At 65.8% G+C, this 22670-nt stretch carries 21 protein-coding genes and 1 pseudogene; 12 read left to right on the plus strand and 10 right to left on the minus strand.

Annotated features, from left to right (window positions below; translation table 11 throughout):
• Positions 1 to 346: 346 nt before the first annotated feature.
• Positions 347 to 1043: pseudogene (locus CIW48_RS31350) on the minus strand (AAA family ATPase); the annotation flags it as partial.
• A 329-nt stretch (positions 1044 to 1372) separates the two neighbouring features.
• Here CIW48_RS31350 and CIW48_RS31355 point away from each other — a divergent pair.
• Positions 1373 to 1933 (plus strand): MucR family transcriptional regulator, encoded by a 561-nt coding sequence (locus CIW48_RS31355; RefSeq protein ID WP_149314276.1) that lies wholly within the window; start codon positions 1373 to 1375, stop codon positions 1931 to 1933.
• 167 nt (positions 1934 to 2100) lie between these two features.
• On the opposite strand, the gene CIW48_RS34665 is transcribed toward CIW48_RS31355, so the two are convergent.
• The 3 genes from CIW48_RS34665 to CIW48_RS31365 form a co-directional block, all read right to left on the minus strand.
• The gene (locus tag CIW48_RS34665) at positions 2101 to 2235 is read right to left on the minus strand and encodes a hypothetical protein (RefSeq protein WP_281407413.1); all 135 of its coding nucleotides are present in this window, start codon (positions 2233 to 2235) and stop codon (positions 2101 to 2103) included.
• Between the two features lie 132 nt (positions 2236 to 2367).
• Entirely contained in the window at positions 2368 to 2553 is a 186-nt protein-coding gene (locus CIW48_RS31360) for a hypothetical protein (RefSeq protein WP_149314277.1), read from the minus strand.
• 523 nt (positions 2554 to 3076) lie between these two features.
• Positions 3077 to 3820 (minus strand): transporter substrate-binding domain-containing protein, encoded by a 744-nt coding sequence (locus CIW48_RS31365; RefSeq protein ID WP_246695508.1) that lies wholly within the window; start codon positions 3818 to 3820, stop codon positions 3077 to 3079.
• Positions 3821 to 4553: 733 nt separating this feature from the next.
• Between CIW48_RS31365 and CIW48_RS34395 the strand changes: the two genes are divergently transcribed.
• Positions 4554 to 5612: a L,D-transpeptidase family protein gene (locus CIW48_RS34395; protein ID WP_246695509.1), complete on the plus strand. Its 1059-nt coding sequence runs from the start codon at positions 4554 to 4556 to the stop codon at positions 5610 to 5612.
• Positions 5613 to 5737: 125 nt separating this feature from the next.
• On the plus strand, positions 5738 to 6802 hold the full coding sequence (locus CIW48_RS31375) for a lytic transglycosylase domain-containing protein (RefSeq protein WP_149314279.1): 1065 nt from the start codon (positions 5738 to 5740) through the stop codon (positions 6800 to 6802).
• Between the two features lie 123 nt (positions 6803 to 6925).
• Here the strand turns inward: CIW48_RS31375 and CIW48_RS31380 are convergent, their stop codons facing one another.
• Positions 6926 to 7867, minus strand: a complete 942-nt coding sequence (locus CIW48_RS31380; RefSeq protein WP_246695510.1) for a PHB depolymerase family esterase — start codon at positions 7865 to 7867, stop codon at positions 6926 to 6928.
• A 573-nt stretch (positions 7868 to 8440) separates the two neighbouring features.
• Positions 8441 to 10144 carry an AMP-binding protein gene (locus tag CIW48_RS31390; RefSeq protein ID WP_149314290.1) on the minus strand — a complete coding sequence of 568 codons (1704 nt, stop codon included), beginning with the start codon at positions 10142 to 10144 and terminating at the stop codon, positions 8441 to 8443.
• Between the two features lie 130 nt (positions 10145 to 10274).
• On the opposite strand from CIW48_RS31390, the gene CIW48_RS31395 reads away from it, so the two are divergent.
• Genes CIW48_RS31395 through CIW48_RS31415 form a run of 5 tightly spaced genes read left to right on the plus strand, consistent with a single transcriptional unit; the run spans position 10275 to position 16444 of the window.
• Positions 10275 to 11450 (plus strand): acyl-CoA dehydrogenase family protein, encoded by a 1176-nt coding sequence (locus CIW48_RS31395; protein ID WP_149314280.1) that lies wholly within the window; start codon positions 10275 to 10277, stop codon positions 11448 to 11450.
• Positions 11451 to 11458: 8 nt separating this feature from the next.
• Positions 11459 to 13066 (plus strand): carboxyl transferase domain-containing protein, encoded by a 1608-nt coding sequence (locus CIW48_RS31400; RefSeq protein ID WP_246695511.1) that lies wholly within the window; start codon positions 11459 to 11461, stop codon positions 13064 to 13066.
• 11 nt (positions 13067 to 13077) lie between these two features.
• Positions 13078 to 15054, plus strand: coding sequence for a biotin carboxylase N-terminal domain-containing protein (locus CIW48_RS31405; RefSeq protein ID WP_149314281.1), 1977 nt, complete (start codon positions 13078 to 13080; stop codon positions 15052 to 15054).
• On the plus strand, positions 15051 to 15548 hold the full coding sequence (locus CIW48_RS31410; protein WP_149314282.1) for a MaoC family dehydratase: 498 nt from the start codon (positions 15051 to 15053) through the stop codon (positions 15546 to 15548). Before CIW48_RS31405 ends, CIW48_RS31410 begins: the two co-directional genes overlap by 4 nt.
• Positions 15549 to 15553: 5 nt before the next feature.
• A complete protein-coding gene (locus CIW48_RS31415; protein ID WP_149314292.1) occupies positions 15554 to 16444 on the plus strand; it encodes a CoA ester lyase in 891 nt (296 codons plus the stop codon).
• 63 nt (positions 16445 to 16507) lie between these two features.
• Here the strand turns inward: CIW48_RS31415 and CIW48_RS31420 are convergent, their stop codons facing one another.
• The 4 genes from CIW48_RS31420 to CIW48_RS31435 form a co-directional block, all read right to left on the minus strand.
• Positions 16508 to 17722 carry a dihydrolipoamide acetyltransferase family protein gene (locus CIW48_RS31420; RefSeq protein WP_149314283.1) on the minus strand — a complete coding sequence of 405 codons (1215 nt, stop codon included), beginning with the start codon at positions 17720 to 17722 and terminating at the stop codon, positions 16508 to 16510.
• Between the two features lies 1 nt (position 17723).
• Entirely contained in the window at positions 17724 to 18737 is a 1014-nt protein-coding gene (locus CIW48_RS31425) for an alpha-ketoacid dehydrogenase subunit beta (RefSeq protein WP_149314284.1), read from the minus strand.
• Positions 18738 to 18740: 3 nt separating this feature from the next.
• Positions 18741 to 19973: a thiamine pyrophosphate-dependent enzyme gene (locus CIW48_RS31430; RefSeq protein WP_149314293.1), complete on the minus strand. Its 1233-nt coding sequence runs from the start codon at positions 19971 to 19973 to the stop codon at positions 18741 to 18743.
• Positions 19974 to 20942: 969 nt separating this feature from the next.
• Positions 20943 to 21248 (minus strand): hypothetical protein, encoded by a 306-nt coding sequence (locus CIW48_RS31435; RefSeq protein WP_149314285.1) that lies wholly within the window; start codon positions 21246 to 21248, stop codon positions 20943 to 20945.
• A 291-nt stretch (positions 21249 to 21539) separates the two neighbouring features.
• Here CIW48_RS31435 and CIW48_RS33625 point away from each other — a divergent pair, with 291 nt between their 5' ends.
• The 4 genes from CIW48_RS33625 to CIW48_RS31455 all read left to right on the plus strand — a co-directional run bounded on the left by CIW48_RS33625 (position 21540) and on the right by CIW48_RS31455 (position 22529).
• Positions 21540 to 21758 (plus strand): hypothetical protein, encoded by a 219-nt coding sequence (locus CIW48_RS33625; protein WP_173009465.1) that lies wholly within the window; start codon positions 21540 to 21542, stop codon positions 21756 to 21758.
• A gap of 83 nt (positions 21759 to 21841) precedes the next feature.
• A complete protein-coding gene (locus tag CIW48_RS31445) occupies positions 21842 to 22024 on the plus strand; it encodes a hypothetical protein (RefSeq protein WP_149314286.1) in 183 nt (60 codons plus the stop codon).
• A gap of 30 nt (positions 22025 to 22054) precedes the next feature.
• Positions 22055 to 22294 carry a hypothetical protein gene (locus tag CIW48_RS31450; protein WP_149314287.1) on the plus strand — a complete coding sequence of 80 codons (240 nt, stop codon included), beginning with the start codon at positions 22055 to 22057 and terminating at the stop codon, positions 22292 to 22294.
• Between the two features lie 49 nt (positions 22295 to 22343).
• Positions 22344 to 22529: a hypothetical protein gene (locus CIW48_RS31455; RefSeq protein WP_149314288.1), complete on the plus strand. Its 186-nt coding sequence runs from the start codon at positions 22344 to 22346 to the stop codon at positions 22527 to 22529.
• Positions 22530 to 22670: the final 141 nt, after the last annotated feature.

Raw genomic sequence — 22670 nt, forward strand, 5'->3', positions numbered from 1 at the left:
GATGCCGAGTCGTGCGCACAGCTCTTGGATCGGCACGGGCACCGGAAGGTTCGGCTCGGCCTGTAGGATGCGTTTGACGAGCGCCTCCGGCGTGCCCGCGTCCACGAGGTCCACCCTGCTGACCGACATCCGCGCAGCCCCTTCCCGTCCCGGAGCCGATCCATCAGGCCGCCCCGCACCCGCGATCCGACTTAGACCGAGTGCATGCGGCCTGAAGCACACCGCGGAGCGCTATTGGCTGATCGTAGCCTGCAAAGTCCGCTTACGGGAAGTCGCCACAGTCAGCTGAATGGCCGGGATGGGCGCAAGCCGAACGTCCGATTCGGCGTGCGTTGGCGATCTTCGTCAGCGCGTTCATCAACGGGATGTCGACCATCGAGGTCTCGTCGATGACGAGTAGGTCGCAGGGGAAGGGGTTCTCCTCGTTGCGCGAGAAGCCGCCGTGCTTCGGGTCGATCTCGAGAAGTCGATGAAGGGTCTTGGCCTCAAGCCCGGTCTGCTCGCTCATCCGCTTGGCGGCCCGGCCCGTGGGAGCTGCGAGCAGGACCCGCACGCCCTTGGCTCGCAGGATCCGCAGGATCGTATCGAGCGTCGAGGTCTTGCCCACGCCCGGGCCACCGGTGACCACCGTGAGCTTCGCACCGAGCACGAGGCGCACGGCGGCCTCCAGCGAGGGCGAGAGCGTCTTGCCAATCTTCTCCGCCACCCATGGCAGCGCCCGGGTGAGGTCGATTTCTGGCCAGGGCGGCACACCCTGCGCGCGGCGCCTCTTTGGTCAGGCCGAGCTTCATCGTGATGGCGTCGGCAGTCTTGAAGCCGATCCCTCGGATGTCTCGGGCTAGACGGTAGGGATCCTCGGTCATGACCGCGATGGCCTCGTGGCCGTAGGTCTTGAAGATCCGCACTGCCCTGGCCGTCCCGACGCCGTGCAGGAACAGCATGTTCTCGCGCACCGCCTTCTGCTCGGCCCATCCGGCGACGATGCGGGCGGCGCGCTTGGGTCCGATGCCCTCCACCTCGGTGAGGCGGCCCGGCTCGGCCTCGCTCGACGAGCCAGCCACGCACAGCGTTGTTGCAGCCGACCTCATGCACCAGAGACGCGACGGGGGCGCCGTCGAGTAGCACGTCGTCGCTGCCAGGCGCGAACTGCTGGATGGTCGCGGCGGCCTGACAGCAGATATGGGCATATCGATACCCGGCACAAAAGCGGATCTGTCCTACTGGAGTCGAGGGAGCGCGGCCGGAGATACAAATCAGCAATCTGCCAGGAACGTGTAGATATCTGATCAAACTCGCGAGAAACCCGAAAACACCACTTGACTAAAATCCTCGATGACCCCGTTCGTAACGGCAGCATATCGAGGAGATACAAATGGACGAGAGCACAACAATCCCTGCGGCGGAACAGACCAACTTCATCGAGCTCACCTCGGACATCGTTGCGGCATACGTGTCGAAGAACTCGGTTCGGCCGGCCGACCTTCCGGCCCTTCTGGCCGAGGTTCATGCGGCTCTATCCGGGCTCACCGGCACCTCTGCTTCGGCCGTGCCTACGGTGGAGAAAGCGACCCCGTCTCAGATCCGGAAATCCATCACGCCGGACGCGCTGATCAGCTTCATCGACGGCAAGCCGTACAAGACGCTCAAGCGTCACCTGACCGGCAACGGGATGACGTTCGAGGAGTACAGGGAGCGCTTCGGCCTGCCGCGCGACTATCCGACTACCGCAGCCAACTACTCGGCCCAGCGATCCGCGCTCGCTAAAAGTGCGGGTCTTGGCCAGCAGCGACGGAACGCGGCCCCGAAGGCTGCTGCCGCTGACGAGACAGTTGCGGAGGCGCCCAAGGCCCGCGGCCGGAAGAGGGCGGCTGAGCCGGTAGCTGCGCCAGCCGAGAAGCCGGCTCGGGGCCGCAAGTCGAAGAAGGCCGCTTGACGCTACGGCCTCTGGTGAGAAGCGCGCCCGGCTCTGGCAGGGCAGTTTCTTTCGAGCCGTCCGCCTCTCAAATGAGGGGGTACACTTCTAGATCGGCCGCTACTGTGGCCGCGGCTCGAGACCTAAACCTTCAGCCCCGCCGGCACCGCCGCGCGGGGCATTTTCGATCAGGCTGCGGTGACGCGACGGTAGCTCGCGGCGAACGCCTCGGCTTCCTCGTGCGTCAGATCGGTGACCACGAGCCCCGGCGCGTAGACCGTCCAGCGGCCGTCGTTGCCCTCCGACATACGGATCTCGACCACCGCGAACCTCTCCACTTGTGAGTATAAGCTCGAGATTAGACTGACGGGTTTTTGCGCGAGATCAATACCTATAAGATTGCTGGCGAATGCCCCTTCCGGCGCTGAGGCGCATGGCGGCGTCCGCGGATAGGCTCAGTCCGCCGGCGCGGGCGCCTGCTGTACCATCAATGCGTATGGCAGCAGCCCTCTGGCCGCATCAATAGCCAAATTCACCAGATCGGCTTGATTAGCAAACGGCTTGCCTAAATAGATTGGCTCAACGTCGACCACAAGATGCAATGCAGACGGATGCGAGGTAAGCCACATGCCCTCCGCCAACTCATTCTCGTGAATAAGAGCGACATCTATTTCTTATCATCTTTTACCGAATATTAAAACCACTTGTGACTGCGCAAAACCATGCTTTATAGAAATAATCGGCGGAAAATCAATCCCGTAAAAATGGAGTTCCTTAGTCCCGCCCGGCTGAGGAGATGATCGAAAATCAGGGCAGTTCTTATTTATATGTTCATGATAGTGGCTTTTGAAAGCCACAAGGTTGGACGAAATGACAGAGCCAGCCCCATCTAATCCTGCGGTACTACGCCGCCGACGCCTGATTGCGTGCAACAAAACATCGCGCCGCCAATCTGCACGCAGGTCCTTCTGCTTCGCGAACCACTCCGCGATGTCTTCAAGTGGTAGTGTAGCGGGTCGTTGGGAAGTGAGACATATGCCCTCTTCATTGGCCAATGTCCGGCCGAGATAGGGTACCGACTCAGGCCGTCACCAGCACATCGGCCTCAGCGCCACTTCTGCGAATTTTTCCGCGCTGCGGATTGCTCTGACGTAGATCGATCCGTCAGCGCGCGACCGCGTCGTCGCGGAAGCCGCGGGCATCGAAGATCCGCCGGACAACGCCGGTGAGCTTCGCCCCATCGAGCCATGCCGTGACGCGGGCGAGGGCGGCAGGTCGGCCCTTCGGAATGGCGACGGCGACCTGCGTCTGCTGGAAGCCGCCTGCGACGACCCGGGAGCCTGGGACCTGCAGGACCACCGGCCGCAGCGTGTCGCGCGAGAGGGCGAAGGCGTCCGCCTGCCCGGCGCGCATGCGCGCGACCGCCTCGGCCACGGACGGGACGGGGAGGGGCTGCGTCCGGGTCAGCGTGCGGGCGGAGGCGCGGAACGTCGTCGTGCCCTCGATCGCCACGACCCGGAGGCCCGGTCGGTCCACCTGCGCCACGTCGGTGATGCCCGACCCGGAGCTGACCAGATAGGTGCTCTCCAGGTCGTAATAGCCCGGCCCGAAATCGATCACCTGCCGCCGGGTCGCGTCGACCGGCATGAAGCTGACATCGATCGCCGCGGCCTGGAGGGCGGCGGCCGCGGCGCCCGAGTTCGGGAATAGGGTGACGGCGATTGGCAGCCCAAGCCTGTGTGCGAAATCGGCACTTAGGTCGGCAGTGACGCCTTCAGGCTTCCCGTCCATCGAACGGCTCACGAAGATGAGACCCGCGGTCGGCGCCTCGATCAGGCCGACTCGGAGCGTGCCAGTCGGGGCCAGCTCGGCTTTCGCAGTGGCATCCTGCGCGGGTCTGGAAGACATCATAGTGGCGAGAAGGGCGGCTGCGGGCAGAAGCGAGCAGATAGCAGAGAAGCGACGCGCTTTGGGAAAGCGCCAGTGACACCTTGGTGACACTGGCAACTTCTACACCAGGGTCGATCCCTGCTGAGTCATTGAGAAGATTGGCGCGCCAGTCTGAAAAAAATGCGAACACCTATGTCATTGAGGTGGCGAGATAATTTTTAAGGCCCGGCGGCAACCCGGCACGTCACTTTCAGAGTGAGATCTCACCAACCCGAAACGCTTCCCCCGAAACCGGACGTTCCGCAATGCGCCCAACCCGGCCATTCAGCCGTCCGTATCCATGCCCCGAAAGCGGACGATATCCGCCGATTTCGTTGAAAAACTCGAGACTGGGCCGAAGCAGCAATGCCGAGCGCTCCAGACGGAGAAAGTCCTGCTATCGAGTTGCCCGAAGCTCGCCGCAGTAGTGGGATTGTGCCAGCGACGAGAGATGAACATTCTCCAGAGCGCCGCCTCGAATGGCGCCTGAAATGCAGACTTGGAGTTTTTCAACAAAATCCGCCCCGATCAGCCATTTGCATAAGGATGGCCTACGAAGCATCGCGCAACGTTGCCGCTGGAGGCAATCCGCGACGCTAGTCCCCGTCTCACAGCTCTCGATACCGCTTCGCCAGGTCGTGTCCGGAACCTTGGCTTCAAGGGCCGATTATGTTGATACGGCCACGCTTGGTGTTTCCGCCGGAGACGAACGATGCAGGTTATCAAACTGCTGATTGCATCGTGCATCCTCACGACAGCTGGCGCGAACCTAGCTTCCGCCCAGTTCGTCGATCCCTTCAAGGTTCTAGAAGAGGCAAAACGTGATCGCCTAGAGCTAGATAAACGGCTCGCACGTGAGGCAGCGGAGCGACGGCAGAAGGAGAAATCAGAGCAAGCTGCGAAGCTGAACGCGCAGCGGAAGCTCGATCAACAAAGATCTACGGCGGCGAGCGCTACTCCTCCCGGCGCGTCAGCAGAGCAAGCCGTCACTTTGCAAAATCCTGCACCCGGCCCTGAATTGCGCAACCCGCCCGCTGCATCAGGCGATGCTGCAGGCAGCACCTTCGACGCGAACGAGACAAGGCCCCCGGCGGCGCCCGGGATCCTACCCGTTGTCGCTTCCTCTCCGGAACCGCCGGAAAGCACCACCCACAGAACACCCATCCCGAGTTCGACCACAGCTCCCCCGACCACGGTTGACGCACCGGAGGTGCCACTCTCAGCAGCCATGGTCCCCGAGCCTGCGAGCCCCCTCACTCCTGCCTCCGAACACCCGCCCGGAACGCTGCCGGCTGGCGAGGTCACCAGGCCCGCTGTTGCGGCTCCTGCACGGGTACTGATCACGGTTGACAAGGCCGCTCAGCGCATGCGGGTGACGGTTGATGGGAAGCCCCGTTACTCCTGGGCGGTCTCAACGGCACGAGCGCCCTACAGGACACCGGCAGGCACGTTCCGCCCTTTGTGGCTGGCAAAGCTGCACTACTCCAAGGAGTGGGATGACGCCCCGATGCCTTATTCGATCTTCTTCACGGCGGCCGGGCACGCCATCCACAGCAGCCGCGCGACACGCCAGCTCGGGCGACCGGCGTCGCACGGGTGCGTCCGGCTCGCGCCGTCGCATGCTGCCGCGCTGTTCACGCTCGTGCGATCAGTTGGGCCGGGCACGACCAAGGTCGTGGTCACCAACGGTGCGGTGGCAGGCCGTGCAGCACGGGGCCGCACGGCCGACGCGCGTGCTCATCATACGCCGCGTTCTCCTTCCGACATTTAGCCGATTGGATCTGGCGGTCGCTGTACCGGGTTGGGCGGCTCTGGGCATCCCCTCGCGGCTGTCGAGCACGTCAACGCGCAACGGATCGCAATTCCAGCGGGACGCGTTACAGCCGCGTCCTGATCATGCCAAAGCTACTCCTCACACCGGCAGTCGCGCTCAGCATCGTCGTTCTCGCGACGCTCGCCTGCGCTGCGCTCCCTGAGAGCTCGACCGAGACCGTGGAGCAGGCGCTCTGCCGCCTTATCGAGGGCTCCGCCAAGGCCCGCGGCTTGCCGGTACCGTTTCTGACGCGGCTGATCTGGCGCGAGAGCAGCTTCCGCGTCGGCGTCGTGAGTCCCGCTGGCGCGCAAGGGGTTGCGCAATTCATGCCCGGGACCGCGCTGGAGCGCGGCCTGCTCGACCCGTTCGACCCCGAACAGGCGATCCCGCACGCGGCACATCTCCTCGCGGACCTCAAACGCCACTTCGGCAATCTAGGGCTCGCCGCTGCGGCCTACAATGGTGGCGCACAGCGCGTGACGAACTGGCTGGCGGGCAGCGGCGACTTGCCAGCCGAGACCCGCGCCTACGTGCTCCGGATCACCGGAAGCCCGGCCGAGGAATGGCGTGGCGGAACGAGCGATGAGGCTGCCCCGTCAGAGGCCAAGCGGGCCGGAGCGCAGGACGGGGCCAGCAGACCCGCCAGAGAATCGCAGAAGGCCGCTCCCCCGGGGCTGGCTGCCGCGAAGGTGAAAGATGCAGAGCGCAAGGCCGAAGCTGCGGAGACGCCGAGAGCGCCGCGAGAGGAAACCCTGCACACCTGCTTGCAAGTGACGGCAGCCCTGCAAATCCCGTCCCGGGCCGGCCAGTTCGCCGAGCGTCCACCGTCGGGAGACAACCGGTATGCCCGTGGCCACGGTACTGGCCCTGTCGAGAAGCCGGTCCCGCCGCCTTGGGGGCCCTGGGGCATTCAGATGGCCGCCAATTTCTCCAAGGCCCTCGCGCTGCGAAGCTTCTCGCAGGCGCAGGCAACCTACGCCAAGGTCATCGGGCAGGTGCGTCCGATGGTCATCGGGACGCGGCTGCGCAGCCGTGGGACGCAAGCGTTCTACCGGATCCGCATACCGGCTCAGAACCGGGAGCAGGCTGACGCGCTATGCGCGAAAATCCACACCGTGGGTGGCGCCTGCATCGTTCTGAAAACCTGAGTTTCGGTAACAGTTGACCGGGGAATTCCTGATCCGGTCTCTCGTATATGCAGAACCTTCTGGCGCAGTGATGGTGAACACGCGAAGGCGAACGTCCCAAGACTGGTTGTCCGCTGCAGGCGTTCAGTTCGGGCCAGGCGCCATCACCTCGGCGATGATACCCTCGAGCGCCCGGATCTGTGGCGCCTGTTTCGTGAGATAGCGCCCCTTGTTCGAGGATGTGTCGAGATACCCCCACCAGTCCCAGCAGCCGTTCGGGTTCGGCTCGATCCAGGCGGCGTCGGCCACGCCGTCGACAGCTGGCATACGGCAGACGGCTCCGGGTACCGCCTCACTCGGCGCGATTGCCGGATAGACGACGATGGTTCTGTAGCGCTCCGCCCATTCGTTGTAGCCGGCCAGCTGCGCGAACTGCTGGGCGTCCTGCTTGCAGCCATGGAGCGCGATGTGGACGCGGCAGGCGCTGCTCACGGTACGACATGAGGGCGGCACGTAGATGTACCCAGTCGAGGCCATATCGAGATTGCTGCGTCGCGCGCTCTTGTTCGGCCACCAAAACCAGAAAGCATTGAAGTAGTCATTCGCAAGGGGAGGATGGCTGGATTTTACCTGCTCGATGACGTGCTGCTGATCGAAGGCCCACACCTCGGATGCTGGGACTTGCGGCGCCCGCTGGTCCGGATCGTATGATGCCTGCGCATCGAACAACGCGTGGAACATCTTGCCTGGGTTGTCCTCCGCGCCGCATCGCCGGATGAAGCTTGCCTCCGTACCGTCGTCGGCGCATGCATCCGTGCCCCCGGGTGAGATGATGCCATGTCCGGCCCGGTCACTTCCGTCGGCGGCGTTGCCGCGGTCGAGTTCCGGTTCCGAGCCGATAAAGGCCGTCAGAAAGACTGCATCCGCTCCACCCGACGCTGCTGTGACGGTTTCATCGGCAGGGCTCTGGAACACCCACGACCGGCGCAGGGATTGCGGCTTTCCAGAGGGGAGATTGTCGATCGCTCCTCTGGCGGCAAAGCGATCGGCCGCGTCGATCGTCGGGGTGAGCGCGTCCGCGGCCACACATGCAGGCATTAGCCGCCCGCGACAGACTTCCACCAGCGCAGGCCCATTGCGGCCCAGCGACAGCCCCCACAGCCGTGACAGTGCTGGAGTGGGCCACCGCATATTGGACTGCCATCGCGGCGCCGGACGAGAGGCCGGAGATGCTGATCTGCTGCGGGTCCCCACCGCGCCGCAGGCCACGGCCATCGTCGGCCATTGTGACTGTTGCCAACGAACACAGAACGGCAGTGAGGTCGACGAGATAACAGCTGCGGCGTGCGACAAACCTCATGGCTTCGCTCCGATTGTCCGCCAGCTTCTTTCCGAGCTGCTTCACGCCGCGATGACCGCGCAGCGTCAAGTTAGCTCATGCTCAACCTCGTGGCACCCCGCGTCCTGACCTTTCTGGTCTCTGTCGTGCGGGTCGGACGCACCGTCGCCAGCCTGTACTCGCGCTTACTGACGATCGTGTCGACGGCAGCGAAAGTCAGAACCGTGTCCTTCCTCGGCATTACGCCGCAATCGCGTTAAGAGCAGTGTCGAAGATCTTGTGATGGATGGCTGATGATCTCCAGCATGCCTCCGATGGGGTCAGGTATCGCCCATGCGATGATCAATCATCGTCTTGTCAGACATTTTGTCGATCATCGCTTCGCGCATCAGGTACTTCTGCACTTTGCCTGTGACCGTCATCGGAAATGAGTCCACAAATTCGATGTAGCGCGGGATTTTCTGGTGGGCGATCTGGCCCGCGCAGAAGTCTCTCAGATCCTCGGCCGTCGCGCAGGCGCCGGGCCGAAGTCGGATCCAAGCGCAGACCTCCTCGCCATATCGGGGATCTGGCACGCCGAAAACCTGAACATCCTGGACCGCGGGATGACGGTAGAGGAACTCCTCGACCTCGCGTGGATAGACGTTCTCGCCGCCGCGGATCACCATGTCCTTGATCCGCCCGACAATGCGGCAGAACCCTTCCTCATCCAGGATGGCAAGGTCTCCCGTGTGCAGCCAGCCTGCTTCATCCCGCACGGCGGCAGTTTGCTCGGCCTCCTCCCAGTAGCCGCGCATGACGCTGTAGCCCCGGGTGCAGAGTTCGCCCGTCACGCCGCGCGGGACGACGCGCCCGGACACGTCGACGATCTTCACCTCTAGATGCGGGTGCACGCGTCCGACCGTTGAGACGCGACGCTCGAACGGATCGTCGACAGCGCTCTGAAAACTGACTGGGCTCGTCTCCGTCATCCCGTAGCAGATCGTCATCTCGGAAAGGTTCATCCGCTCGATGGCACGCTGCATCAGCGGCACCGGGCACGGAGCACCGGCCATGATGCCGGTCCGCAGGCTCGAGAGGTCAAACGTGTCGAAATCCGGGTGATCGAGTTCCGCGAGGAACATGGTCGGCACCCCGTAGAGGGCCGTGCAGCGCGCATCGGCGACGGAGCGCAGCGTCGCGAGAGGGTCGAAGCCCTCGCCCGGGTAGACCATGGCCGCACCGGATGTGAGAGCCGCGAGGTTGCCCATGACCAAGCCGAAGCAGTGATAGAGCGGCACCGGGATGCAGATCCGGTCGTCAGGGCCAAGGCACATCGTCCGCCCGACGAAGTAGCCGTTATTGAGGATGTTGTGGTGCGACAGCACCACGCCCTTCGGCGCGCCGGTGGTGCCGCTTGTGAACTGGATAGTCGCGGGATCGTCGCATTGCAGGCTCTCGCCCAGAGCGGCGATCGCTCCGTGCCCGGTGCTCCCGAGATCCGCCACGTCCTCGAGCGCGAGCGTGCCGGGTGTCGGCTCACGTCCGATCCGGAGCACGAGCCGAAGCGCGGGCAGGCGCGCGGCATGCAGAGCGCCCGGAGTCGCGGAGGCGAGCTCCGGAGCCAGGGCATTCACCATGCCCAGGAATTCGCTGCTCTTGAACCGCGCCGCGGTGACCAGCGCCGCGCATCCTACCTTGTTCAGGGCGAACTCAAGCTCCGTCAGCCGATAGGCCGGATTGACCGTGACGAGGATCAGCCCCGCCTTGGCGGCGGCGAACTGGGTGAGCGCCCAGGCGGTATTGTTGAGCGACCAGATCCCGATGCGATCGCCCACCTTCAGCCCGAGGGCGAGAAAGCCGGCGGCCAGACTCGTGGCGCGGTCGTCGAGCTCGGCCCAACTCAGCCGCTGGCCGTCCGCGATCAGGGCAACGCGACCGGGCCACAACGCGGCGGCGCGCGTGAGCATCTGCCCGATTGTACGGCCGATCAGGGGCGTCGTGTCGCCTCCGTGCACGTAACTGAGCACATCGTCTGCGGTCATGGCCGTCGTCCCCAGCATTCCGCGAACGCGCCGTTTCCGGTGCGTCGGCGCACGATTCTGCTTAAGGATGGTAGCCCCTACGGCGGGACTTGGGCTTATAATTCCGACCCGCCCCGTGGGGAGGAAACCGATGATCCGGGACGACGCACGCGACTTCAATTTTGGTCTCGGTGAAGTCGCCGACGCTGTTCGCGATAGCGTGGGCACCTTCGCTCAAAGCAAGATCGCGCCGCGCGCGGTCGAGATCGACCGCAGCAATGCCTTCCCGCGCGACCTCTGGCCCGAGATGGGCGCCATGGGGCTGCACGGGATAACAGTGGAGGAGGCGTTCGGCGGGCTCGGGCTCGGATATCTGGAGCATTGCGTCGCCATGGAGGAGGTGTCGCGAGCCTCCGGCTCCGTCGGTCTCTCCTACGGTGCGCACGCGAATCTCTGCATCAACCAGATTCGACGCAACGGGACAGAGGCGCAGAAGCGCGGCTACCTCCCGGCCCTGATCGCGGGAACGCGGGTTGGTGCGCTCGCCATGTCCGAGGCAGAGGCAGGATCGGACGTGGTGAGCATGCGCCTGCGCGCCGAGAAGCGTGGCGACCGCTATCGACTCAACGGCTCCAAAATGTGGATCACGAACGGGCCCGTCGCGGACACGTTCGTGGTCTATGCCAAGACTGATCCCAAGGCCGGCGCGCACGGCATCACCGCTTTCGTGGTGGAGCGGGACTTCCGCGGCTTCTCGACCGGGCCGAAGCTCGACAAACTCGGCATGCGCGGCTCCGACACCTCGGCGCTGATCTTCGAGGATTGTGAAGTACCGGAGGAAAACGTGCTCGGGGCGGTCGGTGGCGGCGTCGGCGTGCTGATGTCGGGCCTCGACTACGAGCGCGTCGTGCTCGCGGCCGGTCCGCTCGGCATCCTGCGGGCCTGCCTCGACGTGGTGACGCCGTACGTCCGCCAGAGGCGCCAGTTCGACCAGCCGATCGGCGCGTTCCAGCTGGTCCAGGGCAAGCTCGCCGACATCTACGTGCAGGCCAACGCCGCGCGCGCCTATGTGTACGCCGTGGCACGGGCCTGCGATCGGGGCGAGACCACGCGCGAGGATGCGGCAGGGGCGATCCTGTTCGCGGCCGAACGGGCGACCCAGTGCGCCCTCGATGCCATCCAGCTCCTCGGCGGCAACGGCTACACCAGCGATTACGCGGCCGGCCGACTGCTGCGTGACGCCAAGCTCTATGAAATCGGGGCGGGCACCAGCGAGATTCGCCGCATGCTGATCGGGCGCGAGCTGTTCGCCCGAGCCCCGGGCTGAGGTGAAGCGTGGCGATCCTGGGCACCAGCGCCGACCTGTCCTCCGGGGCTGCCGCCGAGAACCGGGCAGCCTGGGCCGATCTGCGCAGCACCCTCAAGGAACGCCGCGCGATGGTCGCCGCGGGCGGCTCCGAGAAAGCCCGCACCCGGCACCGCGCGCGCGGCAAGCTGCTGCCGCGCGACCGCGTGGTGCAGCTGCTCGATCCGGGCTCGCCGTTCCTCGAGATCGGGACGTTGGCCGCCTATGGACTCTATGACGGCGAGATCCACGGGGCCGGCCTCATCGCCGGCATCGGCCGGGTCTCCGGCCGCGAGGTCATGATCGTCTGCAACGACGCGACGATCAAGGGTGGCACCTACTATCCTCTGACGGTCAAAAAGCATCTGCGCGCCCAGGAGATCGCAGGCGAGAACCGTCTACCCTGCCTCTATCTGGTCGATTCGGGCGGTGCCAACCTGCCGCAGCAGGCGGAAGTCTTTCCCGATCGCGATCATTTCGGCCGCATCTTCTACAACCAAGCCCGGCTCTCGGCGGCCGGTATTCCGCAGATCAGCTGCGTCATGGGCTCGTGTACGGCCGGGGGCGCCTACGTGCCGGCCATGTCGGATGAGAGCGTGATCGTGCGCGGCCAGGGCACGATTTTCCTCGGAGGCCCGCCCCTCGTGAGGGCGGCGACCGGCGAGATCGTGTCGGCCGAGGAACTCGGCGGCGCGGAGGTCCATACCCGGCTGTCCGGCGTCGCCGACCACGAGGCCGCCGACGACGCGCATGCGCTCGCAATCCTGCGCCGCATCGTCGGCACCCTGAACACCCGCAAGCAGCCGGACTTGGATATCCGGCCGCCCATCGAACCCAGCCTCGATCCGGGCGACCTCGACGCGATCGTGCCGGTCGATCTGCGCAAACAATACGATGCCCGAGAGCTGATCGCCCGGATCGTCGACGGGTCGGGATTCGATGAGTTCAAGCGGCTCTACGGCACGACCCTCGTCACCGGCTTCGCGCGGCTCTGGGGCATACCGGTGGGAATCCTGGCCAATAACGGCATCCTCTACTCTGAGAGCGCACTGAAGGGCGCGCATTTCATCGAGCTGTGCTGCCAGCGGCGCATTCCCCTGCTGTTCCTTCAGAACATCGTCGGCTTCATGGTTGGGCGCGACGCCGAGGCCGGCGGGATCGCGCGCAACGGCGCCAAGCTCGTCACGGCGGTCGCTACCGCCGCCGTCCCCAAGCTGACGCTTCTCGTCGGCGGGTCCTATGGCGCCGGCAATTACGGCATGTGCGGGCGCGCCTACGCGCCCCGGTTCCTGTTCTCGTGGCCGAACGCGCGCATCTCCGTGATGGGCGCCGAGCAGGCGGCGAGCGTGCTCGCCACCGTCCGGCGCGACAACATCGAGGCCGCGGGCGAAACCTGGAGCGCCCGCGACGAGGAGACGTTCAAACAGCCGATCCGCGCCGCGTTCGAGGCGGAAGGCTCGCCCTACTATGCCACGGCCCGGCTCTGGGATGATGGTATCATCCTGCCCGAGGAGACCAGGCGGGTGCTCGGGCTGGCTCTGTCGGCCTGCCTCAACGCACCGGTCGACGAGACGCGCTTCGGCCTGTTCCGGATGTGAGGCGCCCACCGATGACCCGGCCCCTCACCTCCGTCCTCGTCGCCAATCGTGGCGAGATCGCGTGCCGGGTCCTGCGCACGGCGCGGCGCCTCGGGTTGCGGACGGTCGCGGTCTACTCGGAGGCCGACCGCACGTCCCTGCACGTGGTCCTGGCCGACGAAGCCCACCCGATCGGGCCGGCGCCGGCCGTGGATTCCTACCTGCGGATCGACCGGATCGTCGAGGCCGCGTTGCGGGCCGGGGTCGATTGCCTCCATCCGGGATACGGCTTCCTGTCCGAGCATCCGGGCCTTGCGGAAGCCTGCGGGCAGGCCGGCATCGTCTTCGTCGGGCCGTCCGCCGCCGCGATCCGGGCCATGGGCCTGAAACATCGCGCCAAGGCGCTTGTTGCGGCAGCCGGCGTGCCCGTCGTCCCCGGCTATCATGGCGAGGATCAAGGGAGCGACACCCTGCGCGCCGAGGCCGAGACTGTCGGCTACCCATTGCTCATCAAGGCGGTCGCCGGCGGGGGCGGGAAGGGGATCCGGAGCGTCGATGAGCCGACGGCCTTCACCGAGGCCCTCGAGAGTGCGCGACGCGAGGCCGTGAGCGCCTTCGGCGATGCGCAGGTCCTGCTCGAGCGGTACGTGCCGAACCCGCGCCATATCGAGGTTCAGGTCTTCTGCGACGCGCAGGGCGGCGCGGTCCACCTGTTCGAGCGCGACTGTTCCCTGCAGCGCCGCCATCAGAAGGTCATCGAGGAGGCGCCCGCGCCGGGTATGACGGCGGCGGTGCGCGCGGCGATGGGACAGGCCGCCCTCGATGCCGCCCGGGCGGTCAATTATGTCGGCGCCGGAACGGTCGAATTCATCGCCGCTGGAGACCAGGCCCTCACGCCCGAGAGCTTCTGGTTCATGGAGATGAACACCCGTCTCCAAGTGGAGCATCCGGTCACCGAGGCGATTACTGGCCTCGACCTCGTCGCGTGGCAGTTCAAGATCGCCGCCGGCGAGCCGCTTCCCGCAAGCCAGGACGATCTGCGGATCGAAGGGCACGCGATCGAGGCGCGGCTCTACGCCGAGGATCCGGCGGTGGGCTTTCTGCCCTCGACCGGGCGACTCCACGCGCTGCGCCTGCCCGAGGCCGTGCGCGTCGATACGGGCCTGCGTGCCGGCGACGTCGTCGGCCCTCACTACGACCCGCTGATCGCCAAGCTGATCGCCCACGGCCCAACGCGCGCTGAAGCCGTCGCGCGCCTGCGTCGGGCGCTCGACGCGACCTGCGTTGCCGGACCGCGGACGAACCTCGCCTTCCTGCGGCGCCTGACCGCGTCCGAGGCCGTCCAGGCCGGCCGGTACGACACCGCCTTGATCGAGCGCCAACGGGACAGGCTCGCGGAGTTCCCGTCGGACATCGACCCGGCCTGCATCGGCCTCGGGGTGCTGGCGCTGCTGGGCTTCGAGCCGCAGCCAATGGAGGGCAGGACGGCTTCACCCTGGGATTGCGCCGACGGCTTTCAGCTCGGCGCGCCGCGCCGGCAGCCCTGGCCGCTCCGGATCGACGGTCGGCGCGACGAGGTCACCCTGGTCTGGCCGGATCCCGGCGCGTGCGGCCCTCCGGAGGTCCGCTACCGGGGGAAAGCCTGTCCGGCCCGCGCGGCTGAAGACCGGATGATCGAGGTCGTGCCCACCGGGTGCGGGATTCTCGTCCTGCACGGGGGGCGCCAGATCAGCCTTCAGGCGCCCGATCCGGCGGAGGCCGCCTCGGCGCAGACGGCGCAGGCAGGTGATGTCACCGCACCGATGCACGGCCGGATCGTTGCCGTCCATGTCGCCCCCGGTGACCGTGTCACGCGCGGCCAGCGCCTCGGCACCATCGAGGCGATGAAGATGGAGCACACGCTCACCGCACCGGCAGACGGTACGGTCCGCGCGGTGACGGCTGAGCCCGGCCTGCAGGTGGCCGAGGGCGCCAGCCTGTTCACCCTGACGCAGGCGGAATCCGAATGACTCCCTCCTCCCACGCGCCCCACCCGCGGGGCGGCCTCTATTTCGAGGATTTCGAGGTCGGCGCGGTCTTGTCCCATCGGCTCACCCGCACGGTGACGCAGACGGACAACATCCTGTTCTCGAGCATGACGCTCAACCCGCAGCCCCTCCACATCGACGCCCATTTCTGCGCGACCGAGACGGAGTGGGGTCGGCCGCTGATGAACTCGCTGTTCACGCTCGGGCTGATGATCGGCATCGCGGTCAACGACCTGACGCTGGGCACCACGATCGGCAATCTCGGCATGACCGAGGTGCGCTTCCCGGCCCCGCTCTTCGAGGGCGACACCATCCGCGTGACCACTGAGGTGGCGGCTAAGCGCGTCTCGCGCTCCCGCGCCGATGCGGGGATCGTCGATCTCATTCACCGGGCCTACCGGCAGGACGACGTTCTGGTTGCCGAGTGCCGCAGGCAGGCTTTCATGCGGCGTCGGCCCGCAACGAGCGGAGCGTGACGCCGATGCGCGCGCTGCTGTTCGTTCCGGGCGACGCCCCGCGGAAGCTCGAGACGGCGCTGAACGCCGGTGCCGACGCCCTCATCGTCGACCTGGAGGATTCGGTCGCCGCGAGTGGGAAGGCGGCGGCGCGCCGGCAGGCCGCCGCGTTCCTGAAGGAGGTCGGGAGCGCCGCCGGGGGGCCGTTGGTTTTCGTGCGCGTGAACGCGCTCGGGACGGGCTGGGCGGAGGACGACCTCGCGGCGGTGATGCCGGCGCGACCTTACGGCATCGTGCTGCCCAAAGCCGTCATGAGCGCGGACATCCGCGCGCTCGATGCACATATCCACCGGCTCGAGGCCGCCAGCGGCATCGCTGCCGGCGCGACGCGGATCCTGCCCATCGCCACCGAGACGGCCCGCGCCGTCCTCGCGCTGACGACCCTGTCCGAGGGGCATCCGCGTCTCTGCGGGATCACCTGGGGGGCGGAGGATCTCTCCGCCGATCTGGGGGCCGAGACCAACCGCGACGGGACCGGCGCCTGGACCGGTCCGTATCGCCTGGCGCGCGATCTCACCCTGCTCGCGGCGGCCGCAGCCGAGACAGACGCGATCGACACGGTTCATCTCGCCTATCGGGACCTCGCGGCGCTCGAACGGGAATGCCGCGCGGCGTGCCGGGACGGGTTCGTCGGGAAGTTGGCGATCCACCCGGCCCAAATTCCCATCATCAACGCGGCCTTCTCGCCCTCCAAGGCGGCCCTGGCCGAAGCGCGGGCCGTGGTCACGGCCTTCGCAGGTTCGCCGGGGACGGGGGTGATCGGGCAGGGTGGGGCCATGCTCGACCGTCCCCACCTGCGCCGCGCCGAGCGGCTGCTGGAGCGCTTCGACCGGGGCGTCCCTCCGGGCAAGGCGTGAGGCCGGGACCGCGTGCGGGCGGGATGGCCTCAGGGCAAGCATCCGGCACGAGGCGGTGCCGAGCTACGCATCCACGAAGATCAGAGCCGGCGTTTCCAAGAGCGTCTTGATCCGCTGGACGAACACAGCCGCATCCCAGCCGTCGATGACGCGATGGTCGAAGCTCGACGACAGATTCATCATCTTGCGCGGGATGAACGCCGCCCCGTTCCAGACCGGCCGTATCGCGATCCTGTTGACGCCGATGATGGCGACCTCCGGATGGTTGATGATCGGGGTCGAGGCGATGCCGCCCAAGGCACCGAGCGAGGTGACGGTGATCGTCGAGCCGCTCAATTCCTGCCGCGTCGCTGAGCCCGTTCGGGCCGCCTCCGCGACGCGGTTCAGTTCGGCGGCGCAGTCCCAGAGGTCCCGCGCCTCCACGTGCCGGACGACGGGAACGACGAGACCCGCGGGGGTCCGGGTCGCGACGCCGATATGCACGCTGCCGTGCTGGTGGAGGATGCCGGCTTCATCGTCGTAGAGCGAGTTCAGGTGCGGATGGTCGGCGATGGCTCTCACCAGAGCCAGCATCAGGACCGGGAGCAGCGTCAGCTTCGATCGCTCCGCGCGCCTGTTCGCGTTGAGCGCGGACCTGAGATCCTCGAGCGCCGTGACGTCGACCTCCTCGACATAGGTGATGTGGGGAATGCGCGAGGCCGCGAGGGTCATCTTCTCCGCGATCTTGCGGCGGACACCTGTGACTTTGATCTGCTCGACCGTTGTGTTCGGACTGGGGCTTGGCGTTCCCGTCCCGCGCGCGCCACCGGTCAAATAGGCGTCGAGATCCTCGTGCGTCACGCGGCCTGAAGGCCCCGAGCCGGGCACACGACCCAGATCGATTCCGGCCTTGCATGCGCGATGCCTGACCGCCGGCGACGCGCTCGCCTTCCCACCCTCCCTATGCCCGGCGGCAGGATCACGGCCGGGCGCAGGGGAGGGCTGATCCGCGTTCGTGATGGGGAGGCCGTCGGGGATTTGATCGGCATCGCCCGCATCCTCGACCGCCAGGCGGATCAGCGGCGCGCCGACAGCGACGACGTCGCCGGCCTCGGCCCCGAGCCACACGACGCGCCCCGTCACCGGCGAGGGGACCTCCGCGGTCGCCTTGTCGGTGGTGACGGCGGCCAGCACGGCGTCCTCATGGACGAACTCGCCCATTTTTACGAACCACTCGGCCAGTTCGGCTTCGGCGATCCCCTCGCCGACATCGGGCATGGTGATCAGGTGCTCGCCCATGTCAGGCCTCTACCGTCTCGATCAGTGCACGCGCCACACGTCCCGGCCCGGGGAAGTAGTCCCATTCCTGCGCGTGCGGATAAGGCGTGTCCCATCCGGCAACCCGGGCGACCGGTGCCTCAAGATGGTAGAAGCAGGTCTCCTGGATGAGGGCAGCCAGTTCTGCGCCGAACCCCGACGTCAGCGTCGCCTCGTGGATGACCACGCAGCGACCGGTCTTGGCGACGGAGGCCACCATCGTGTCGAGATCGTATGGAACCAGGGTACGCAGATCGATGATCTCGGCGTCGATGCCCGTCTCCGCGACGGCCGCCTGTGCGACATGCACCATCGTCCCGTAGGCCAGCACCGTGACGTCTGATCCTGCACGAACAATGGACGCCTTTCCGAGCGGGAGAGCGAAGTGGCCGGCCGGAACGTCGCTGGCCGCGTGCTTCGACCACGGCGTGACGGGGCGCTCGTGATGCCCGTCGAAGGGGCCGTTGTAGAGCCGCTTCGGCTCGAGGAAGATCACGGGATCCGGATCCTCGATCGCTGCGATGAGCAGCCCCTTGGCATCGTAGGGGTTTGAGGGAACGACGGTCTTGAGCCCCGAGACGTGGGTGAAGAGCGCCTCCGGGCTCTGGCTGTGGGTCTGTCCGCCGAAGATGCCGCCGCCCGTCGGCATTCGGATCACCAAGGGGCAGGTGAACTCGCCGTTCGAGCGATACCGCAGCCGCGCGGCCTCCGACACGATCTGGTCGTAGGCCGGGTACACGTAATCGGCGAATTGGATCTCGACGCAGGGCCGCAGGCCGTAGGCGGCCATGCCGACGGCCGTCCCCACAATTCCGGATTCGCTGACGGGTGCGTCGAAGCAGCGTGACGTTCCGTATTTCTGCTGAAGCCCGTAGGTGCAGCGGAAGACGCCGCCGAAATAGCCGACATCCTCGCCGAAGACGACGACGCTCTCGTCGCGCGCCATCATCACGTCCATCGCGTCGCGGATGGCTTCGACCATCGACATGCGCGGCATAGCCTACACTCCGGCCCGCTGGCGCTGACGGAGCAGGTGCGGCGGCATTTCGGCGTAGACGCCCTCGAACATCTCCCGCGCCGACGGCCTCGAGGCGGAATGGAGCGTCCCGAAACTCTCCGCCTCCTTCTGCGCCGCGATCACCGACTCGAGGATCTCGGCCTCCGCCTGCCTGTGCCGCTCCTCGGACCACGCGCCGCGCCGGATCAGGTGGTTCTTCAACCGAATGACCGGATCGCCGAGGGGCCAGGCGTCGGATTCGGTCTTCGGACGGTAGGCCGAGGGGTCATCCGACGTCGAGTGCGCTCCCACGCGGTAGGTCACATACTCGATGAGCGTCGGCCCGAGATTGCTCCGGGCCCGCGCAATGGCCCATTTGGCGACCGCGTAGACGGCCAGGTAATCGTTGCCGTCGACCCGGAGCGCCGGGATGCCGAAGCCCAGGCCGCGCGCCGCGAAGGTTCCGGCCCCGCCCCGGGCAATGCCCTGGAAGGTTGAGATCGCCCATTGGTTGTTGACGATGTTGAGCACGACGGGGGCCTTATAGGTGGACGCAAAGACGAGTGCGGCATGAAAGTCTGACTCGGCCGTCGAGCCGTCCCCAATCCAGGCCGCCGAGATCTTCGTGTCCCCCCTGATCGCGGAGGCCATCGCCCACCCGACCGCCTGCACATATTGCGTGGCAAGATTCCCCGATACCGTAAAGAACCCATGCTCTTTTGACGAATACAGAACCGGCAGCTGGCGGCCCTTCAGCGGATCTCTCGCATTCGAGTAGATCTGACACGCCATGGTCACCAGCGGATAACCGCTCGCAATCAGGAGTCCGGCCTGCCGGTACGTTGGGAAGTTCATGTCTCCCGGCGCGAGGGCCTTCTGAAAGGCGCAGCTTACGGCCTCCTCGCCGAGATGCTGCATGTAGAAGGACGTCTTGCCCTGCCTCTGGCTGACCAGCATTCGCGCATCGAAGGTGCGCAGGGTCATCATATCCCGCAGGCCGTCCCGGAGTTCATCGTCGCTGAGCAAGCCGGCCCACGGCCCCACCGCCTCACCCTCCCGATTCAGGACGCGGATGATCGAGAAGGCCAGTTCCCGGATCGCTTCCGAACCGGTATCGACGTCGGGACGCGGCACCGTCCCGGCCTTGGGGATCTTGACGCTGGAGAAATCCGGGACCCCGCCCGGCCGGACCGCTGGCTCTGGAACGTGGAGCGCTAAAGGCGCGACTTTGGCCATTGCTTGCTCGCTCTCGCGAAACACGACGTGCAGCCCGGTCTATTCTTGCACGAAGCCAGGGTAGATCACATCCACGAAATTCCGGTGCTCCATCGAAAGATGGCTGCCCGGTTTCTCTCTCAGAACACGTCCCCGGGCGGCTTGCGATGTGTGGGCGGGTGGCGCGTTGACGGGTGAAGGAGCTGCCGATGCCCAACCGAAGTCCGGAGAAAGATCACCTTGAGCCCGCCGGCCGAGCCGTATCGAATGTCCGCTTCACGGCTTCAGTCGCCGGAACCAGACCGGGGGCATTCGGCCAGACTATGCCATGCCGGATCGCCGATGGGGGCAAAACCGGTCTTTCGGCTTTGCGCCCCCTACGGCCATTCAGCGGCGTTCGTCGGCTTCTCAGAAGCGGACATCGGCTTGAGCCTGACCACACCATGTCGGTCATGGACATCTACAGTCTGCATCCCCGAATGCCCCATCGCGACCAGCGTCGCGATCGGCAAGCGCCTAATGCCGCCGCTCTGCAGTCGAACGCGACGCGGTGGTATTAGGCTCATGGATCAAGAAAGGCTGACGACAAGCGGTGGCTGGCCTCGACCTATGTGGCTTTCCAAAGATCCGGGCCGGTTACAGCGCAGATATGCCTATCGCCGGCTGAACTTCTGCTCCCGATTCCACGTTTCCTTACTAAAATTCTGGAGGAGGCGTCGATGCTGAGTGGCTGCTGGCTCTACGAGACCCCTCAGGGGGTATTCCGCATCGAATGGACCCGAATCGGCAGGCGAAGCTGCTTTGCCGTCATCTTCGAACAGGATCTTCTCGGCTGCTACGAGACAGCAACGGCCGCTTTGACAGCTCTGGTCCAGGGTGAGACGCCGAGGCCTCGCTGCGGCCTGAATATCCAGCGTTTGGCTTTGCCGCAGTCCGTGGTGAGCTGGACCTTCTGTCCAGCCAGCGACGACTCCGACAGGGCACCTTCACTCAGGCGTGCGCTCCAGGATGCCGCGATGAAGTGCGAGAGTGACGCTTCCGCACCACCGGAGCAGGCTCTTCATCAGGGAGCAAGTCCGTAAAGGGCACGGTGAAGAGCAGCTTATGATCGGCGTCCGCTACGGCGAAGCGGTAGCTCTTGAGCTGTGGATTGCGCTCGCAATCGCCTGACGAGGTGAAGCCAGCCCCGTGGCGCGCGAGTGACAGCGCGGCGCTGTCATCGGAGCAATCAAGGCCCTGATGGTCCCAGCAGACCACCCCTCTCGGTGATTGAACGTCGAAGAAGTAATGCGGCACGGTTTTCCTCCGCGCCCCCTTCATCGCTCGGCTTCGCCGTTGTGTGTTTTTGTTCGAGAGAGTGTTGCACCGATTGATCAGTCTGTCACGCGCGCGAAGCAGCCTCAAAGTCGAGCTGGCACGACGGCGCAAAGCCGTCGCCGGAGATTCAGTGTCATCGCGAAAGGCTGCCGAGGGGCAGCGGGCGACCTGAACCGATCAGGCCCGGCGAGAATCTGCAGGGGTCGTAGGACGGGTAGAGCCATTCCGTGGCATCATGCGTCCGGACAGTATGGCGAACGAGGTCTCGCCATGACCGAGGCTGATATCCAGGACCCGCTCGGTGCCGTGGAGCGGGCCTTGAAGCACGCTACGGATGCGGAACGCTGCGCCAAGCACGGCCTCAAAGAGGATCAGAGCGGGTCAGCGCATCAGGCATGGCAGTCCGCTTCGATGGTTGTGCGCGAGCTAGACGGGCTGGAAGCCAAGCTCAGGCGATGCCTTGCAATAGACCGTTGCCATCGCACCTAGGATCTGCGGCTCAACGCCCTGGTGAAAGCCTGCGGAGAGGCATATTGTGAGCCGCAGAGTGCATTAAGCGGACGGAGGTCGGTATGACCTTCATCGTTACCGGCTCGAACCTGACAGGGCCGATCCTCATCGACTACGACACAGCGATCGGCGCGTTAACGAAGGCGGCCGAGCTGATCTGGACCGGCTATGCCGACGTGCTGATCGCAGACGGGGAAGGCGTGCAGTACACGCCGTGCGAGTTCGTCCGCCTCTTCGACCTATAGGTGCTTCACCTTTCTTGGCGGGAGATGGTCATGCTGTTCTTCGCTCTCCTATTCGCAGGTCTTACCATCTTCGGCGTCTGCGTCGGCTTCGGCACCATCGGCGGACCAATGTACGGGCAGGCGCTCAACAGCTACGGCTGGGCGCTCTCCATCAACGGCGCGGCCCTTGCCGCCTTCTTCGTGCTCACGCGAGCACGACGAGCACTACGGGTGCGGCATGGCGCAACCACGAGTGCGAACCAGACGCCGCCGAAGTCATTGTTAGATTGAGGCGCTAACTCCATCCATGCGTCTTCGAAGATCCTTCCAGGAGAGGCGCATGCCCAGGATCAGCGTGAAGCTCGCCGGCGACGGCACCCACACGATCATGCGGGACCATGCCACTATTGCGTGCGGCATGTGCCTCGATGAGGCGGAGAACTTCGTGGCCTTTCTGCGGGTGTCGGCGCGGGTGCGGCGGACGCACTGCCTACCGGAGGCACTGCGCAGGGGTGGGGTGACCTGACCGGTATTTTGGACCGGGCCAGATGTGAGGCGACTGCATGGTTGAGGGTCCCCCGGATTTTGGTCCGGCCGGAAGGTGAGCTTCCGGATCTCATTCGGCGGCCTGCAGGGCCGCCGCCAGGGCGAATTCCTGGGGCGTTCG

Source organism: Methylobacterium sp. P1-11, assembly GCF_008329595.1.
In the GTDB taxonomy this organism is placed as follows: domain Bacteria; phylum Pseudomonadota; class Alphaproteobacteria; order Rhizobiales; family Beijerinckiaceae; genus Methylobacterium.

What these genes read in the sequence shown, in the direction of transcription:
- CIW48_RS31355 (WP_149314276.1), top strand. Translation starts at nt 1,373, where the DNA reads ATGGACGAGAGCACAACAATCCCTGCGGCGGAACAGACCAACTTCATC.
- CIW48_RS31365 (WP_246695508.1), bottom strand. Translation starts at nt 3,820, where the DNA reads ATGTCTTCCAGACCCGCGCAGGATGCCACTGCGAAAGCCGAGCTGGCC.
- CIW48_RS34395 (WP_246695509.1), top strand. Translation starts at nt 4,554, where the DNA reads ATGCAGGTTATCAAACTGCTGATTGCATCGTGCATCCTCACGACAGCT.
- CIW48_RS31375 (WP_149314279.1), top strand. Translation starts at nt 5,738, where the DNA reads ATGCCAAAGCTACTCCTCACACCGGCAGTCGCGCTCAGCATCGTCGTT.
- CIW48_RS31390 (WP_149314290.1), bottom strand. Translation starts at nt 10,144, where the DNA reads ATGACCGCAGACGATGTGCTCAGTTACGTGCACGGAGGCGACACGACG.
- CIW48_RS31395 (WP_149314280.1), top strand. Translation starts at nt 10,275, where the DNA reads ATGATCCGGGACGACGCACGCGACTTCAATTTTGGTCTCGGTGAAGTC.
- CIW48_RS31405 (WP_149314281.1), top strand. Translation starts at nt 13,078, where the DNA reads ATGACCCGGCCCCTCACCTCCGTCCTCGTCGCCAATCGTGGCGAGATC.
- CIW48_RS31410 (WP_149314282.1), top strand. Translation starts at nt 15,051, where the DNA reads ATGACTCCCTCCTCCCACGCGCCCCACCCGCGGGGCGGCCTCTATTTC.
- CIW48_RS31415 (WP_149314292.1), top strand. Translation starts at nt 15,554, where the DNA reads ATGCGCGCGCTGCTGTTCGTTCCGGGCGACGCCCCGCGGAAGCTCGAG.
- CIW48_RS31420 (WP_149314283.1), bottom strand. Translation starts at nt 17,722, where the DNA reads ATGGGCGAGCACCTGATCACCATGCCCGATGTCGGCGAGGGGATCGCC.
- CIW48_RS31425 (WP_149314284.1), bottom strand. Translation starts at nt 18,737, where the DNA reads ATGCCGCGCATGTCGATGGTCGAAGCCATCCGCGACGCGATGGACGTG.
- CIW48_RS31430 (WP_149314293.1), bottom strand. Translation starts at nt 19,973, where the DNA reads ATGGCCAAAGTCGCGCCTTTAGCGCTCCACGTTCCAGAGCCAGCGGTC.
- CIW48_RS33625 (WP_173009465.1), top strand. Translation starts at nt 21,540, where the DNA reads ATGACCGAGGCTGATATCCAGGACCCGCTCGGTGCCGTGGAGCGGGCC.
- CIW48_RS31445 (WP_149314286.1), top strand. Translation starts at nt 21,842, where the DNA reads ATGACCTTCATCGTTACCGGCTCGAACCTGACAGGGCCGATCCTCATC.
- CIW48_RS31450 (WP_149314287.1), top strand. Translation starts at nt 22,055, where the DNA reads ATGCTGTTCTTCGCTCTCCTATTCGCAGGTCTTACCATCTTCGGCGTC.
- CIW48_RS31455 (WP_149314288.1), top strand. Translation starts at nt 22,344, where the DNA reads ATGCCCAGGATCAGCGTGAAGCTCGCCGGCGACGGCACCCACACGATC.